10 protein-coding genes and 2 pseudogenes are annotated in these 15,346 nt (G+C 74.0%); 4 read left to right on the top strand and 8 right to left on the bottom strand.

The annotated features are described in order from the left end of the window. Positions 1-482: 482 nt before the first annotated feature. Positions 483-2,231: a PucR family transcriptional regulator gene (locus ACZ45Q_RS21385; protein WP_468263600.1), complete on the bottom strand. Its 1,749-nt coding sequence runs from the start codon at positions 2,229-2,231 to the stop codon at positions 483-485. Positions 2,232-2,433: 202 nt separating this feature from the next. On the opposite strand from ACZ45Q_RS21385, the gene ACZ45Q_RS21380 reads away from it, so the two are divergent. After that, positions 2,434-3,696 carry an aspartate aminotransferase family protein gene (locus ACZ45Q_RS21380; RefSeq protein WP_468263598.1) on the top strand — a complete coding sequence of 421 codons (1,263 nt, stop codon included), beginning with the start codon at positions 2,434-2,436 and terminating at the stop codon, positions 3,694-3,696. 2 nt (positions 3,697-3,698) lie between these two features. Beyond that, positions 3,699-5,192, top strand: a complete 1,494-nt coding sequence (locus ACZ45Q_RS21375) for an NAD-dependent succinate-semialdehyde dehydrogenase (protein WP_468263596.1) — start codon at positions 3,699-3,701, stop codon at positions 5,190-5,192. Between the two features lie 12 nt (positions 5,193-5,204). Here ACZ45Q_RS21375 and ACZ45Q_RS21370 read toward each other — a convergent pair. The 3 genes and pseudogenes from ACZ45Q_RS21370 to ACZ45Q_RS21360 form a co-directional block, all read right to left on the bottom strand. Further along, positions 5,205-6,090, bottom strand: a pseudogene (locus tag ACZ45Q_RS21370) (oxygenase MpaB family protein); the annotation flags it as partial. Continuing rightward, positions 6,060-6,706 (bottom strand): annotated as a pseudogene (locus ACZ45Q_RS21365) (polyprenyl synthetase family protein); the annotation flags it as partial. The pseudogenes ACZ45Q_RS21365 and ACZ45Q_RS21370, both read right to left, overlap by 31 nt. After that, positions 6,699-6,980, bottom strand: coding sequence for a polyprenyl synthetase (locus ACZ45Q_RS21360; RefSeq protein ID WP_468263593.1), 282 nt, complete (start codon positions 6,978-6,980; stop codon positions 6,699-6,701). The gene ACZ45Q_RS21360 and the pseudogene ACZ45Q_RS21365, both read right to left, overlap by 8 nt. A 296-nt stretch (positions 6,981-7,276) precedes the next feature. Here ACZ45Q_RS21360 and ACZ45Q_RS21355 point away from each other — a divergent pair, with 296 nt between their 5' ends. Beyond that, entirely contained in the window at positions 7,277-8,764 is a 1,488-nt protein-coding gene (locus tag ACZ45Q_RS21355; protein ID WP_468263590.1) for an MFS transporter, read from the top strand. A 21-nt stretch (positions 8,765-8,785) separates the two neighbouring features. On the opposite strand, the gene ACZ45Q_RS21350 is transcribed toward ACZ45Q_RS21355, so the two are convergent. The 4 genes from ACZ45Q_RS21350 to ACZ45Q_RS21335 all read right to left on the bottom strand — a co-directional run bounded on the left by ACZ45Q_RS21350 (position 8,786) and on the right by ACZ45Q_RS21335 (position 14,989). Continuing rightward, positions 8,786-9,676 (bottom strand): SDR family oxidoreductase, encoded by an 891-nt coding sequence (locus ACZ45Q_RS21350; RefSeq protein ID WP_468263587.1) that lies wholly within the window; start codon positions 9,674-9,676, stop codon positions 8,786-8,788. Between the two features lie 154 nt (positions 9,677-9,830). Continuing rightward, the gene (locus ACZ45Q_RS21345) at positions 9,831-11,597 is read right to left on the bottom strand and encodes a ThuA domain-containing protein (RefSeq protein ID WP_468263584.1); all 1,767 of its coding nucleotides are present in this window, start codon (positions 11,595-11,597) and stop codon (positions 9,831-9,833) included. A 34-nt stretch (positions 11,598-11,631) separates the two neighbouring features. After that, entirely contained in the window at positions 11,632-14,502 is a 2,871-nt protein-coding gene (locus ACZ45Q_RS21340) for a PQQ-dependent sugar dehydrogenase (RefSeq protein ID WP_468263581.1), read from the bottom strand. A 265-nt stretch (positions 14,503-14,767) separates the two neighbouring features. Continuing rightward, positions 14,768-14,989 carry a hypothetical protein gene (locus ACZ45Q_RS21335; protein ID WP_468263578.1) on the bottom strand — a complete coding sequence of 74 codons (222 nt, stop codon included), beginning with the start codon at positions 14,987-14,989 and terminating at the stop codon, positions 14,768-14,770. Between ACZ45Q_RS21335 and ACZ45Q_RS21330 the strand changes: the two genes are divergently transcribed. Then, positions 14,982-15,329: a hypothetical protein gene (locus ACZ45Q_RS21330; protein WP_468263575.1), complete on the top strand. Its 348-nt coding sequence runs from the start codon at positions 14,982-14,984 to the stop codon at positions 15,327-15,329. The two genes, ACZ45Q_RS21335 and ACZ45Q_RS21330, sit on opposite strands and share 8 nt — an antisense overlap. The last annotated feature ends 17 nt before the right edge of the window (positions 15,330-15,346 follow it).

Raw genomic sequence — 15,346 nt, 5'->3', positions numbered from 1 at the left:
GCGGCCGGTACCGCGCCCGCGCCCGCAGGGGCGGTGACATGTGGCGGCACCGCCCTCGTCCTGCCCGGAGCCGAGGCCGGCGGCCGGGCCGGACGGCCCGCCTCCCGGCCGACGAGTGCCAGAGGTCTCGACCAGATCGCGCCGGGCCCGGTGCGGGGGACCGGTCGAAAGCCGGCCGCGGGGCGCGGCGGTGGCCGGGCGCGTGCCGCGCCTGCCGTTGCAACTGCCGCCGCGCGTGCCGCGCCTGCTGCCGCGCGTGCCGCCGCGCGTGCCGCGGCCGACCGCCGCGGGGCGCCGTCGTCAGGCGCGCACGACGCGGGTCTCGGGCGGGTGGACGGGGCCGCCCCTGGCGCTCGTGCCGTCGCTGAACTCGGCGCAGCAGTCAGAAGTACGAGGAGAAGCCGATGTCGCCGGTCCGCTACGCCCGGGCCGGGGCGGACCGCGTCGCCGGGTGCGCCGCCTCGCGGGACCGGCGCGGCCGCTCAGCCCGCTCGCAGGGCCTCCAGCACCGCCAGCGCCACGTGCAACTCCGTGCGCTGCGCTCCCGATTCGAGGTCGCGGCCGAGGAGCCGCTCCACGGTGCGCAGCCGCTGATAGACCGTCTCCCGGGAGACGTTGCCCAGCCGGGCGGTCGTCGTCTTGTTGCCGGCCGCTTCGAGGTAGTGGCGCAGGGTCGTCAGCAGGTCGGTGCCGTGCCGCGCGTCGTGGTCGACCAGCCGTCCGAGCTGCCGTTCCGCGTACTCCTGCACCCGCACGTCCTCGCGCAGCGCGTAGAGCAGCCGGCGCAGGCCGATGTCGGAGGGTTCGTGGTAGGCGCGGCCCGTGGGCGGGGGCTCGCCCGGCGGAGTCGCCTCCGCCACGCGCGCCGCCTCCCGGAACGAACGCGCGGCGTGGGCGAGGTCGGTGACCTCCGTGCCCGCGCTGACCACCGCCCCGGGGTCGAGCCCCCGGACGGTGCGGGCCAGACGGTCCAGGACCGGATGCCGGGGCTGCTCGGATCGCAGGGCCAGCAGGACGGCGAGCCGGCCCGGCGCCACTTCGCCGACGAGACCGGCCACGCCGGCCGAGGCCAGCTCCGTGGCCAGCCGCGGTTCGGTCCCGCCCGCGTCGCCGCCGGCGGGGCCGGTCCGGGCGAGGACGGCGAGATAGCGGCAGCCGTCGGTGGGCAGCCCCAGCCCGGCGCAGCGGGCCCGGGCGTCCCCGGCGGAGCGGTGCCGCTGCCCGGCGAGGTCGCGCAGGAGCCCGCGATGCGCCGTGCGCTCCCAGGGTGCGGGGTGGATGAGGCGGGCGATGGTCAGCGTCATCGCCGTGCGCTCCAGGACGACGACGTCCTCGCCACCGTACGCCCGGACGTCCTCGCCGCCGAACGCCCGGACGTCCTCCGGCGCTCCGCCGTACGCCCGGACGTCCTCCGGCACCGAGGGGGCGGGCAGCATCACCACACGGCCCCACCGCTCGCCCTGGTACTCCACCGGCGCCACGAGCCAGCCCTCGGGACCGCACACCTCCGTACGGTCGCCGGACGGCGCGGCCCGGGACCGGCGCTCCCAGCCACCGAGGGCGGCCTCCACGGTGCCGCCGGCCGGCTCGCAGACCAGCGCCTGGTGCACCAGGTTCTCCAGCACCACCGTGCGTCCGCTCAACTCCGCCGCCGCGCGCACCACCTCCTCGGCGCCCGCGCCGCGCAGCGTCAGCGCCGTGAACTGCTCGTGGACCCGCTGGGCGCGGCGCATCGCCTGCTCCTGGCTGCCCAGGATCAGCGCGTGCACGACCTGGGTGACCTCCAGGAAGTTGACGTCCCTCGCCAGGCCGACCAGGGGCAGTCCGCGCGCCCGGCACGCCCGGACCAGGGCCTCCGGCGGCCGGTGGAAGCGCCGTACCAGCTCGATGACGAGGGCGGCCGCGCCCACGTCGGCCAGCTCGTCCACGTAGCGGCGCACCGCCCTCGCGTCCTCGGGCAGCGGCATCCCGGTCGTCAGGACCAGCTCGCCGCCCTTGAGGAAGGAGGCAGGGTCGGTCAGCTCCGTGATGTGCACCCAGCGCACGGTCCGGTCCAGCCCCGGGGCACCCGTGACGACCCGCGGGCGGCCCGCGGCCACGACGGGCAGCGACAGCACGTCGGCCACGGTGAGGCCGGGCCCGGGCCCGGGCCCGGGCGCGTCCCGGCCGGCGCCGCGGGCGGCACCGCCGCCCTGGCTCCGCGCCCCGGTGATGGGGAGGTTCTCGCTCACGGTCCCTCCCTGCCCGCCCGGCCGCGGGGGCAAGCGGCGCCGCTGGACAGATCGTCCGGAGCCGGCCACCGGAACGGACAGTTCATCCCTTGCCCGGGCCGGAAGCGGCCGGGACGCTCGGAACCGGGGCGGTCCACCCAGCCGGCGGACCGCGACCGGGCACGACCGGACACGACCAGACCACGCACGGCCGGGAGACGATATGACCGCACTGTCGCCGCACCTCCGCCAGGCCACCCCGGTGGTGGCGGTCAGGGGCGAGGGCGTCCACCTGTACGGCGAGGACGGCCGCCGCTACCTCGACTTCACCGCCGGCATCGGCGTCACCAGCACCGGCCACTGCCACCCCAGGGTCGTGGCGGCGGCGCAGGAGCAGGTGGGCACGCTGATCCACGGCCAGTACACGACGGTGATGCACCAGCCGCTGCGCCGGCTGGTCGACAAACTCGGGGAGGTGCTGCCGGCCGGACTGGACAGCCTGTTCTTCACCAATTCCGGCAGCGAGGCGGTGGAGGCCGCGCTCCGCCTGGCCCGGCAGGCCACCGGCAGGCCCAACGTCCTGGTCTGCCACGGCGGCTTCCACGGCCGCACCGTCGCCGCGGCGGCCATGACCACCTCCGGCACCCGCTTCCGCTCCGGCTTCTCCCCGCTGATGAGCGGAGTCGTGGTCACCCCGTTCCCGACGGCCTACCGGTACGGCTGGGACGAGGAGACCGCCACCCGCTTCGCCCTGAAGGAACTCGACTACACCCTCCAGACCGTCTCCCCGCCCGCCGACACCGCCGCCGTCATCGTCGAGCCGGTGCTCGGCGAGGGCGGCTACGTGCCCGCCACCGCCGGCTTCCTCCAGGGGCTGCGCGAACGCGCCGACCGGCACGGCTTCCTGCTGATCCTGGACGAGGTGCAGACCGGCGTCGGCCGCACCGGCCGGTTCTGGGGACACGACCACTTCGGCGTCACCCCCGACATCCTCGTCACCGCCAAGGGCCTGGCCAGCGGTTTCCCGCTGTCGGGCATCGCCGCCCCCGAAGAGCTGATGCGCAAGGCGTGGCCCGGTTCCCAGGGCGGCACCTACGGCGGCAACGCCGTCGCCTGCGCCGGGGCCTGCGCCACCCTCGACGTCGTACGGGACGAGAAGCTGGTGGCGAACGCCGAGGCGATGGGCGACCGGCTGCGGCGGGGCCTGGAGGCGGTGGCCGCACGCACCCCGGCCATCGGCGACGTCCGGGGCCTCGGGCTGATGCTCGGCACCGAGTTCGTCACCGAGGACGGCGACCCGGACCCCGCGACCGCCGCCCGCGTCCAGCGCGCCGCCGTCGACGAGGGCCTGCTGCTCCTGCTGTGCGGCGCCTGGAACCAGGTCGTGCGGATGATCCCGGCGCTCGTCGTCGACGAGACGGCGGTGGACGAGGGGCTGGCGGCGTGGACGAGGGCGGTCGAGGCCGGCACCGCGGGGACGGAGTGACGATGACGGGCGACGCGGTGACGACGACGGGTGATGCGGTGACGACGACGGACTTCCTGACCGCGGTACCCAAGCGCCTGTTCATCGGCGGCACCTGGGTGGACGCCGCGGACGGCGCCACCATGGCCGTGAGCGACCCGGCCACCGGCGAGGCGCTGTGCCGGGTCGCCGACGCCGGCCCCAAGGACGCCCGGACCGCCGAGGACGCTGCCGTGCGGGCGCAGCAGGAGTGGGCGCGCACGGCGCCCCGGGCCCGCAGTGAGATCCTGCGCCGTGCCCACGAGACGCTGCTCGCCCGCACCGACGACCTCGCCCGCCTGATGACGGCGGAGATGGGCAAGCCGCTGGCCGAGGCCAGGGGAGAGGTGGCGTACGCGGCCGAGTTCCTGCGCTGGTTCTCGGAGGAGGCGGTGCGCGTCGACGGCGGCTACGGCGTCCTGCCCGACGGCCGCACCCGCATGCTGCTCGGCCGCCGCCCGGTCGGGCCCTGCCTGCTGATCACCCCGTGGAACTTTCCGCTCGCCATGGGCGCCCGCAAGATCGGCCCGGCCGTCGCGGCCGGCTGCACCATGGTGCTCAAACCGGCCCCGCAGACCCCGCTGTCCAGCCTCGCGCTCGCCACGATCCTGGCGGAGGCCGGGCTGCCGGACGGCGTCCTCAACGTCGTCACCACCTCCCGCGCCGGCGAGGTCTGCGAGCCACTGCTGCGCGGCGGCCGCATCCGCAAACTGTCCTTCACCGGCTCCACGGCGGTCGGGCGGCTGCTGCTCGCCCAGTGCGCCGACACCGTCGTGCGCACCTCCATGGAACTCGGCGGCAACGCGCCCTTCATCGTCTTCGACGACGCCGACCTGGACCGGGCCGTGGACGGCGCGATGGTCGCCAAGATGCGGAACATGGGCGAGGCGTGCACCGCCGCCAACCGGTTCTTCGTCCACCGGTCGGTGGCCGCCGAGTTCGGCGAACGGCTCGCCGCCCGGATGGGCGCGCTCTCCGTGGGACCCGGCACCCGGGACGGCGTCGACGTCGGACCGCTGATCGACGCCGACGGCCGGACCAAGGTCGAGGAGCTGGTCGCCGACGCCGTGGAGCGCGGCGCCCAGGTCCTCGTCGGCGGCCGTACGCCGAAGGGGCCCGGCTTCTTCTATCCGCCGACCGTGCTCACCGGCGTCGACCCGGGCAGCCGGCTGATGGGCACGGAGATCTTCGGCCCGGTCGCGGCGATCCTCGTCTTCGACGACGAGGACGAGGTGGTGCGCCGCGCCAACGACACCCCCTGGGGGCTCGTCGGCTACGTCTTCACCGAGGGCCTGGACCGCGCGCTGCGCGTCGGCGAACGCCTGGAGGTGGGCATGGTCGGCCTCAACACCGGCCTCGTCTCCAACCCGGCGGCACCGTTCGGCGGGGTCAAGCAGTCCGGACTGGGCCGGGAGGGCGGCCGGGCGGGGATCGAGGAGTTCCTGGAGCACCAGTACCTGGCGGTGCCGGTGCGCTGAGCGGGCGGCTCGTCAGACGGTGGCCGGCGGTGGTGACCACCGCCGGCCGGGCGGCACCGCCGCGGAGACGCCGTACTCCTTCTCGAGCTGCTCGGGGATGGCGTAGTGCATGACCCGTCCGCGGGTCGGCGACGACAGCTCGAACACGGTCGTCAGGTGACCGAGGCGGTCCAGGGCCCAGGCTCCGAGCGGCGAGCGGCCCTCGATGCCCTCCGGCACCCCCAGCAGACTCGGCAGTACCCTGACCACGCCGTCCCAGGCGGTGCGCGGAACGCCGAGCCAGTCGCCGCAGGCGTCGCCGACGAGATAGTGGATCAGGGCGGAGACGACCGGGTCGAAGAAGGTGCCCGGCACGACCTCCTCGTACAGGTCGATCAGCTGCCGCGTCAGCCGGGCCCCTCCTCCGACGGGCCCATGTGGCGCAGCATGTACAGGTCGAGGAACTGCCGTGCCTCCCAGCGAGCCCTCGTCCCAGCGGCCCTCGCGCCGCAGGTGGTGGCGGATCGACGCGTGCAGCAGGCGCACCTTCTGGGCGGCGGGGACGAAACGGCTGCCCGCCTCGAAGGCGCCCGGCTGCATGAGCAGGACGGTGAACTGCCCCGTCCGCCATGCGCCTGGAGGGGTAGTCCAGGCCGTGCGTCGTGGACAGCAGCCTCGCCACGTGCGGGACGACGTAGCAGGCGGGCATGGCGGCGAACGACAGGGCGGTGGAGATGTGCACGTTGTTGTCGATGAGGAACAGCCGGGCCTTCTCCGTCCGGTCCCAGTCCACCCAGGACGGGGGTGCGGCCGTCGCCTCGAGGTACTCGCGGGCCGCGTCCGGCAGCCCGTCCGGCAGCGGGGCGCCTGCCGTGGAGACGTAGCGCACAGAAGCGGCTGCTCCACCGTGTACTTCGCCGTCTTGTACCGGACGAGGTGCAACGACACCGCCGTGTCCGGGCTGCCGCCGGTGTGCAGGATCTCCAGGCAGGCCCCCGCGGTCAGATCCCGGTCGAGCGCCGCCCACAGCGGCCGGGCCCGGGCCAGGTAGGCGGTGGGCAGGCCGCTCGCCGCGAACGACTGCCCCGCCAGGGCCATCAGATGGTCAACGACTGCCCCGCCAGGGCCATCAGATGGTCGCCGACCGGCATGGCCGGCCAGCGGGCCGCCGGCGCGGCGTCGGGCCGGTCCCGCAGGACCGAGCACAGCGAGCGGTGCGCGGTGGGCAGACCGTGGCGAACGGGGCCGTCGTCGATGAGGTCGTCGTGGACGGTCGCGGCGGCATGGACCAGCTCCATCGAGGCCGCCGCCCGGACCAGGGCGTCGCTGTCGGGCTGTCCGGCCGCGCGCCGGCCCCAGTAGCACAACGCCGCACGCAGCCGCTTGCCGTGCCGGGCGGCTGCCCGGATCCGTGCCGCCACCGGTTCCAGGTCCGGGTCGACCGCCGCGTACCGCGCGGTCTCCGCCGAGAGGAAGGAGCGCAGGGTGTCGTCGACGCGGGCCCTGAACGCCGACGGGTCCCAGCGGTCAGGGATCGGCGTCGGCCACCGGCCGGCGTGCCGCCACCCGGCGTGCCAGGACCTCCAGATGCGCGGGCCCGGCGGCGTGGCGGTCCAGCACGAGACGGCCGCGGGCCATGAGGTCCCGCTCGGCCTCCGCGACCAGTTCCGCCCCGTCGGAGCGCCGCAGCAGCCCGCGCAGCGTCCCCACGGCGGTGCCCGGCGTGCTCACCGCCAGATCCGCCAGTCCGGCCGCCAGCACGACCGCCTGCCGGTCCAGGCCGCCGCCGCTGTCCGTCTCACGCGTCATGCGTCACCCCTCGCCGCCCGAGCCGACGGCGCGGGTGCGCCGCGCCGTCCGGAGCAACGATCCGGTGTCCCCGGTGCGGAGCGGGACCGCGATCACCCGACGGGCGATGACGGGAACGCCTGTCCTGCCGGCGGCCGGCCGGCGCGGGAGACCGGGAGGAGGAGCACGGCGGGGACGTGCCGGGGAGGTGCCGTGCCCTCGGTGCGGGGCGTCGGGTTCGCCGTGCCGGTCACGCAGCGGCCTCCTGTCCGGTCGCGGGCTGGCCGTGGGAGCGCCGGGCGGGGAGGATGCCTGCCATGGAGCACGGCGCCGGAAGCGTACGGACCGGGACGGCCGCGGGACGGTGGGTACTGCTGACCACCGTCCTCGGCTCGACCATGGCCATGCTCGACTCCACCGTCGTCAACGTGGCGCTGCCCCACATCGGGCGCGACCTGGGCGCCGACCTGGCGGCGTTGCAGTGGACCGTGAACGGGTACATGCTCACCCTGGCCGCCCTGATCCTGCTCGGCGGGGCGCTGGGGGACCGGTACGGCCGCCGGAAGGTCTTCGTCGTCGGCGTCGCCTGGTTCGCGCTCGCCTCGCTGCTGTGCGGGATCGCCCCGGAGCCGTGGGTGCTCATCGCCGCCCGCGCCCTCCAGGGCGTCGGCGGCGCGCTGCTCACGCCGGGGTCGCTGGCGCTCATCCAGGCCACCTTCCACCCCGACGACCGGGCGAAGGCGGTCGGCGTCTGGTCCGGCCTCGGCGGCGTCGGGGCGGCCGTCGGTCCCTTCGTCGGCGGCTGGCTGGTGGACGGGCCCGGCTGGCGGTGGGTGTTCCTGCTGAACGTCCCGCTGGCGCTGCTGTGCCTGCCGGTCGCGCTCCGTCACGTGCCCGAGTCCCGCGACACCCGCCGGCGGGGCCGCTTCGACGTCCTGGGCGCGGTGCTCGGCGCGGCGGTCCTCGCCCTCCTCACGTACGCCCTGATCGACGGCGTCCTCGTCGCCGGGGCGGCCGGGCTCGTGCTCGGAGCCGTCTTCGTGCTCCTCGAGCGGCGGCGCCCCGACCCGATGCTGCCGCCCGCCGTCTTCCGGTCCCGGCTGTTCACCGCCACCAACCTCGTCACCCTCTGCGTCTACGCGGCCTTCGGCGGCTTCTTCTTCCTGGCCGCGGTCCAGCTCCAGACCGTCGCCGGGTACTCCGCGCTGGGCGCCGGCACCGCGCTGCTGCCGACCACGGTGCTGATGCTGCTGCTCTCCGGCCGCTCCGGCGCGCTCGGTGAGCGCATCGGGCCGCGCCTGCCGCTCACCGTCGGGCCCCTGCTGTGCGCCGCCGGGATGCTGCTGATGCTCCGCGTGGGCGAGGGCGCCTCCTACGTGGCGGACGTGCTGCCGGCGCTCGCCGTGCTGGGACTGGGAATGGTCACCCTCGTCGCGCCGCTGACCGCCACGGTGCTCGCCTCGGTGGAGGCCGGGCGGGCCGGCCTGGCCAGCGGCATCAACAACGCGGCGGCGCGGGCCGCGGGTCTGCTGGCGGTGGCGGCCCTGCCCCTGCTGACGGGCATGGGCCCGGAGGCGTACCGGTCGCCGGACCAGTTCCAGGAGACCTTCCGGCAGGCCATGCCGATGTGCGCGGGCGTGCTGGTGCTGGGCGCCCTCATCGCCTGGACGTCCGTCCGCACGCCCGCCGCCGCTCCGGCCGCCGAACCCGCCACCGAACCGGAGTGCCGGATGCACTGCGGGGTCTCCGCGCCGCCCCTGGAGCCGGCCCGCGACCGGCCCGGAACGTCACCTGGTGCGCCGTAGCCGTCCGGGCCGCAGGACCGGTCAGGGCAGGGGCTGGCCGCCGGTCGCGTTGAGGATCTCGGCGGTGATGTAGCTCGCCTCCTGGGAGGCCAGATAGACGTAGGCGGGAGCCAGTTCCGCGGGCTGCGCGGGGCGGCCCAGCGGACTCTGCTTGCCGAACTCCGCCGTGTCCGGCAGCGTCGCCGGGATCAGCGGCGTCCACACCGGTCCCGGGGCGACCGCGTTCACCCGGATGCCCCGGTCCGCGACCATCTGGGCCAGACCCTTGGTGAAGGTGGCGATCGCACCCTTGGTCATCGCGTAGTCCAGCAGATGCGGACTGGGCTGGTAGGCCTGAACCGAGGTGGAGTTGATGACACTGGCCCCCTCGGGCATGTGCGGCAGGGCGAACTTCGTCAGCCAGAACATGCCGTACAGGTTGGTCCGCATCACCCGGTCGAACTGCTCGGTCCCGATGGCCTCGATGCCGTCCGGCTGAGCCATCTGGTACGCGGCGTTGTTCACCAGGACGTCGATGCCGCCGAACTCCGACACGGCCCGCTCGATCAGGGCCCGGCAGTTCGCCTCCTCCCGGATGTCGCAGGAGACGGCGACCGCCTTGCGGCCCGCGTCCTCCACCAGGCGTGCGGTCTCGCGCGCCTCGTCCTCCTCCTGCTGGAGGTAGGTGAACAGCACGTCGGCGCCCTCACGGGCGAAGGCCAGCGCCACCGCCCGCCCGATACCGGAGTCACCGCCCGTGATGACGGTCCTGCGGCCCTCCAGCCGGCCGGAGCCGCGGTAGGACTCCTCGCCGTGGTCCGGCGGCGGGTCCATCGGCCCGGTCCAGCCCGGGTGCGGCTGGTCCTGCGCCGGGAAGTCGGGGCGCGGATGCTGGGTGGTCGGGTCCTGCTGGGCGCGCTGTTCGTCCGCCACGGCGGCCTCCTGTCGTTCGAGCGAACCGGGACGAACCCCCGGGTTCCCCCATGTCAGCGGCCCAAAAGCGGATCCCCGGCCCGTTGTGCCCCGTGCCCCGACCTGCGTGGAGGGCCGAGCGCGCGGCCCGGCCCTCCGTCACCGTCCCCGGCCGCTAGGGCAGGGTCCATTTCTGGTTGGGGCCGGTGTGGCAGGTCCACAGGTGGACGGGGGTGCCGTCGTTCCAGGTGCCGCCGGAGGCGTCGAGGCATTTGGCGGACCGGGGGTTGCGGAGGCTGCCGTCGGTTTGGGGGGTCCATTGCTGGGCGCCGGTGCCGTTGCAGGTCCACAGTTGGATCTTGGTGCCGTCAGTGGTGCCGCCGCCGGAGACGTCGAGGCATTTGCCGAGGGCGCGCAGGGTGTCGTCGCCGGGCAGGGTCCAGGTCTGGGCGGCGGTGTTGTTGCAGGTCCAGAGCTGGATCTGGGTGCCGTCGGCGGTGGCTCCGCCGGAGACGTCCAGGCACTTGCCGTTGACGCCCTTCACCGCACCCGACCGCGGACCGGGGCCGGGGCCGGGGCCGGGGTCCGACGTCCGGATCCGGACGTTGCGGAAGGACACCTCGTCACCGTCGCCGTGGTTCTGGAGGCCGACGTGCCCCTGCGCCAGACTGCGCGCCGGGTCGGTGTTGGTGAAGTCGTTGATCTTACGACCGTTGAGGAACAGCTCCAGCCGCTCGCCCGTGACCCGGATCTCGTACGTGTTCCACTCACCCGGCGGGTTGAGCGCGGCGTCGCGGGCGGCCAGGTCGGCCGACTGGAAGCCGTAGACGGAGCCGGTGGTGCGCTCGGGCGCGTCGGTGGCGTCGATCTGGATCTCGTAGCCGTTGTCCACGGCCGACCACGGGTCGCCGGAGGCCGGGAACCCGACGAACACCCCCGAGTTGTCGTCTCCGGCCGTCCTCCAGTCCAGCTTGAGGGAGTAGTCGCCGGTGAACTCCTCGGCGGAGTACCACAGCATGCCGAGGCCGCCGTGGGAGGTGAGCGTGCCGTCGGCCAGGGTGAAGCCGCCGGGGCCCGCCTGGCTCCAGCCGGTCGTGCCGGAGCCGTCGAACAGCGGCCGGTAGCCGGTCTCCGGCCGGCAGTCGGCCTCGGTCATCCCGGCGGCCCAGCGGATGCCGCCCAGCAGATGGCGGCGGAACGCCGGCTCGCCGTAGGACTCGTCGGTGTGGCCGCCGCCGGTGTAGAAGGCACGGCCGCCCCGGTAGTCCTTGCACCAGCTGATCGGGTGGTCGCCGGACATGTTCCCGCCGCTGTAGCTGGACTCGTCGAGCGAGGCCAGCACATGGGCGGTGGTGCGGGGATTGGTGCGGTAGTTGTACCACTCGTCGGTGCGCTGCCAGGCACCGCCCAGATGGGCCGTGGCGTCATGGGCCCGGTCCTCGACCTTCACGGTCGCGGACTGGATCGCGGGGTGGGAGTGGAACAGGGCTCCGGCGAGGCCCTCGTAGAACGGCCAGTCGTACTCGGTGTCGGCCGCGGCGTGCACGCCGACGTAGCCACCGCCCGCCTGGATGTACTGCTCGAAGGCGGTCTGCTGGGTGCCGTCGAGGACATCGCCGGTGGTGGAGAGGAAGACGACCGCCCGGTACTGGGCGAGGTTGCCGGCGGTGAAGGCGTTCGCGTCCTCGGTGGCGTCCACCGTGAAGTTGTTCACGGTGCCGAGGTCGCGGAGCGCGGCGATGCCGTCGTCGATCGAGGAGTGCCGGAAGCCCGCTGTCTTGGAGAACACCAGGACCTTGTAGGCGGGGTCCGCGGCGCGGACCGCCGCGTCCGCGGAACTGTCCGCCGGGCCGTCCGCGGGCTTGGCCGAGGACATGGTCGGTGTGGTGGCCAGCAGGGCTCCGGCGAGCAGGGCCACTACCGTCCGCAGTCGCTTGCGCATGGGTGACTCACCTCCTTGTGATCATGCGGGACGGTCACGGCAGGGTCCATTTCTGGTTGGGGCCGGTGTGGCAGGTCCACAGGTGGACGGGGGTGCCGTCGTTCCAGGTGCCGCCGGAGGCGTCGAGGCATTTGGCGGACCGGGGGTTGCGGAGGGTGCCGTCGGTTTGGGGGGTCCATTGCTGGGCGCCGGTGCCGTTGCAGGTCCACAGTTGGATCTTGGTGCCGTCGGTGGTGGCTCCGCCGGAGACGTCGAGGCATTTGCCGAGGGCGCGCAGGGTGTCGTCGCCGGGCAGGGTCCAGGTCTGGGCCGCGGTGTTGTTGCAGGTCCACAGCTGGATCTGGGTGCCGTCGGCGGTGGCTCCGCCGGAGACGTCCAGGCACTTGCCGTTCACGCCCTTCACCGCACCCGACCGCGGTCCCGGGCCGCCCGAGGTGGCGAAGGAGAACTCGTCCACGTCGAACAGGGAGCCCGCGCCGCCCTTGAACACCAGGTACAGGGTGGTGGTCGTGCCGGGCCGGTCGGTGAGGGACGCGGTCACGTCCACGAAGTTCTCCCAGCCGCCGGTCACCGGCACGGTCGCCGTGCCCAGCAGGGTGCCGGTCGCCGAACCGGCGCGCACCTCGATGGTGCCGCCCGCGCCCGCCGAGGAGACCCGGGCGGTGAACCGGGTCGCGTTGTCCAGCGCGTACGGCTTGAACGAGATCCAGTCGCCGTTCTCGATGTGGCCGACGGTCCTGCCCCCGTGCGCCGGGGCATGGCTGACGACCTGGACGCCCGCGGAGTCGCCGTAGTGCTCGGCCTGCCGGTGGGTGGGCTGGGTGATGTGCTGGTCGTGGGTGGTCAGGGCGGGCTGGCCGCCTGCGCCGCCGTCGGTGTACTCGGCGTCGATCACCCCGAAGATGTTGGCGTTCGGGTCGTGCTCGCCGTCGGCGAGGGTCTGGAGGGTGCCGGTGCAGCCGGTCGCCGAGGTCTGCGGGTGGCCATGGCTGTCGTGGCCGACGATGAAACTGACCTTGACCTTGGAGCAGTCGATCGTGCCGTCCTCGGCATCGGTGACGGTGACCTTGAAGGGGATCGCCGCGCCGAAGTCGTAGATGCGGCCGTCCAGAGGCGTGTCCAGGGTGACCTTCGGGGCGGTGTTGCCGACGGTGATCTGCACGGAGGCGGTCGCCGACCTGCCGGTGGAGTCGGTCACCGTCAGGGTCGCCGTGTACTGGCCGTTGGCGTGGTAGGTGTGCGACGGGTTCGCCGCCGTCGACGAGGAACCGTCACCGAAGGTCCAGCGGTGCGTGATGCCGTCGCCGTCCGGGTCGGAGCTGCCCGCCGAGGAGAACGACACGGTCAGCGGGGCCTGACCCGACGTCACGTCCGCCGCGGCCTGGGCCACGGGGGCGCGGCCGCCGGTGACGTGCTCGATGCGGTACAGCGCGGAGTTCTCGTCGCCGTTGAAGTAGCCGGTGCCGTAGTCCAGGACGTAGAGCGCGCCGTCCGGGCCGAAGGCCATGTCCATCACCTGGGTGCCGGTCCAGGGGAAGGCGTTGATGGACTGGACGGTGCCGTCGCCCGCGCTCTCGACGCGCTTGATCCAGCGCCGGCCGAACTCCCCTGCGAAGAAGTCGCCGTCGTACTCCTGCGGGAACTTCACCGCCGACGTCGAGGCGGCGTCGTAGCGGTAGACCGGCCCGCCCATCGGCGACTCCGAGCCACCGCCGAACTCCGGTACGGACGTGCCGTTGTACGGGATCCAGGCGGGCTGCGCCGGGGGCAGCTCGGCGAGTCCGGTGTTGTTCGGGGAGGTGTTGCGCGGCGCCGAGCAGGTGAAGGCGGAACCCGAGGCACCCGTGGCGAAGTCGTAGTCCACGTAGGCGTCGTTGGCGCCGGTGCAGTACGGCCAGCCGAAGTTGCCCGCCCGGGTGATCCGGTTGAACTCGACCTGGCCCTCGGGCCCGCGCGTCGGGCTCGAGGTACCCGAGTCGGGGCCGTAGTCGCCGAGGTGGACGATGCCGGTGGCCTTGTCGACGCTCATCCGGAACGGGTTGCGGAAGCCCATGGCGTAGATCTCGGGCCGGGTCCGGGCGGTGCCGGGCGCGAAGAGGTTGCCGTCGGGGATCGAGTAGGAGCCGTCCGCGTTCACCTTGATCCGCAGCACCTTGCCGCGCAGGTCGTTGGTGTTGCCGGCGGAACGCTGGGCGTCGTAGGCGGGGTTGCGGGAGGGGCGCTCGTCGATCGGGGTGAAGCCGTCCGAGGCGAACGGGTTGGTGTCGTCACCGGTGGACAGGTACAGGTTGCCCTCGGCGTCGAAGTCGATGTCGCCGCCGACGTGGCAGCAGGTGCCCCGGGACGCCGGCACGTCGAGGATCTTCTTCTCGCTGGCGAGGTCGAGCGTGCCGTCGGTCCTCAGCACGAACCGGGAGAGCCGGTTGACGCCGTCGAACCGGGCGAAGTCCGAGGCCGATCCGTCGGCGGGAGCGTCACCGGCCGGCGTGTCGAGCTTGGGCGCGTAGTACAGGTACACGTACCGGTTGGTGGCGAAGTCCGGGTCCGCCGCGACGCCTTGGAGGCCTTCCTCGTCATGGCTGTAGACGTCGAGCCGGCCGGCCGTCCTGGTGGTGCCGGCGGCGTCCGTGAGACGGAGGGTGCCGTCGCGCGAGGTGTGCAGCACCGAACGGTCGGGGAGTACCGCCAGGGTCATCGGCTCGCCCGTCTCGGCCAGGCCCTTGGCGAGGGTGACCTGCTGGAAGTCCGGGGCCGCGGCGGCCTCGCGGGCGCCGCCGGGCCCGTCCGGTCCGTTCGGCGCGGCCGTGGCCGCCGTCGGTACCGCGGGCAGCACGGCACCGACGGCGCAGACCACCGCCGGTACCAGCCATCGAAGGAGTCTGCGTCGATACGGTCTTGTGCGCACAGGTGTCTCCCATGGGGGGTGGGGTACGGCAGGCCGGAGCCGCCCTGCCGGGGGGAGTACAGGCGCGCGCCGTCGCGCCATGAAACACCGGCCGTCGTGTCATGACCGGTTCATTTCACGGAAGTTAGTGCGCTTCGTTCGGGGGCGTAACCCCTTTCGCACAAGATCTCGACACTTCTTCCTTCACGGAGACAAAGGCGCGGGTGACCGGCCGTCGGCCGGTGCCGCTCCGGCCCGCCCCTCCCTGCATCAGTGCGCGCGGATGCTAGAACGAGATCTCGCGGACGCCGACCTGGTTCCTCGGCCGGGTGGTCGCGGTGACCTCGGAGCGGTGGCGGCTCGCCGAGAACGTCACCGTCAGCGTCTCCGGCGCGCTCTGCTCCGTGCTCACGGTGAAACCGCGCTCGGGCACGGCGGAGACCAGGCACACGTCGTCACCGCCGAAGCGCACCGTCACCTTGCCGCCCTCCGACGGCACCGTGTACACGCCGGAGGCGCCCCCGTCGCACCGCGGGGCGCCGCTGCTCGGCTCCGGCGTCCGGGAGGCCGTCGTCGTACTGGGCTCCGGCGCCGACGGTGTCCGCCGCGGCGGCGGGGACGTACGGGCCGGCGTCGGGCTGGGCGGCGCGGTCTTCGTCCGGCTCGGCGACGGGCTGGGCGAGGGTCGGGCGCTCCCGGTGGCCTCCGGCCGCGGCGACGCCGGCAGCTCCCGCGGCGCCGACTGCGCGACCGGTGCCGTCGGCCGGGTCGATCCCACGACGAAGTGGATCGTGAGGATGACGGCCGTCACACTCGCCGTCGTGCAGGACAGCCAGAGGATCAGGTAGCGCAGGAGGCGGGACAC

Source organism: Streptomyces sp. NPDC031049 (assembly GCF_055571015.1).
The sequence above is the reverse complement of the archived record's forward strand: the minus strand, read 5'-3'. Positions and strand labels throughout refer to the sequence as shown.

Coding starts and splice junctions, on each gene's coding strand:
- ACZ45Q_RS21355 (WP_468263590.1), top strand. CDS start 7,277: ATGGAGCACGGCGCCGGAAGCGTACGGACCGGGACGGCCGCGGGACGG.
- ACZ45Q_RS21360 (WP_468263593.1), bottom strand. CDS start 6,980: ATGACGCGTGAGACGGACAGCGGCGGCGGCCTGGACCGGCAGGCGGTC.
- ACZ45Q_RS21345 (WP_468263584.1), bottom strand. CDS start 11,597: ATGCGCAAGCGACTGCGGACGGTAGTGGCCCTGCTCGCCGGAGCCCTG.
- ACZ45Q_RS21375 (WP_468263596.1), top strand. CDS start 3,699: ATGACGGGCGACGCGGTGACGACGACGGGTGATGCGGTGACGACGACG.
- ACZ45Q_RS21380 (WP_468263598.1), top strand. CDS start 2,434: ATGACCGCACTGTCGCCGCACCTCCGCCAGGCCACCCCGGTGGTGGCG.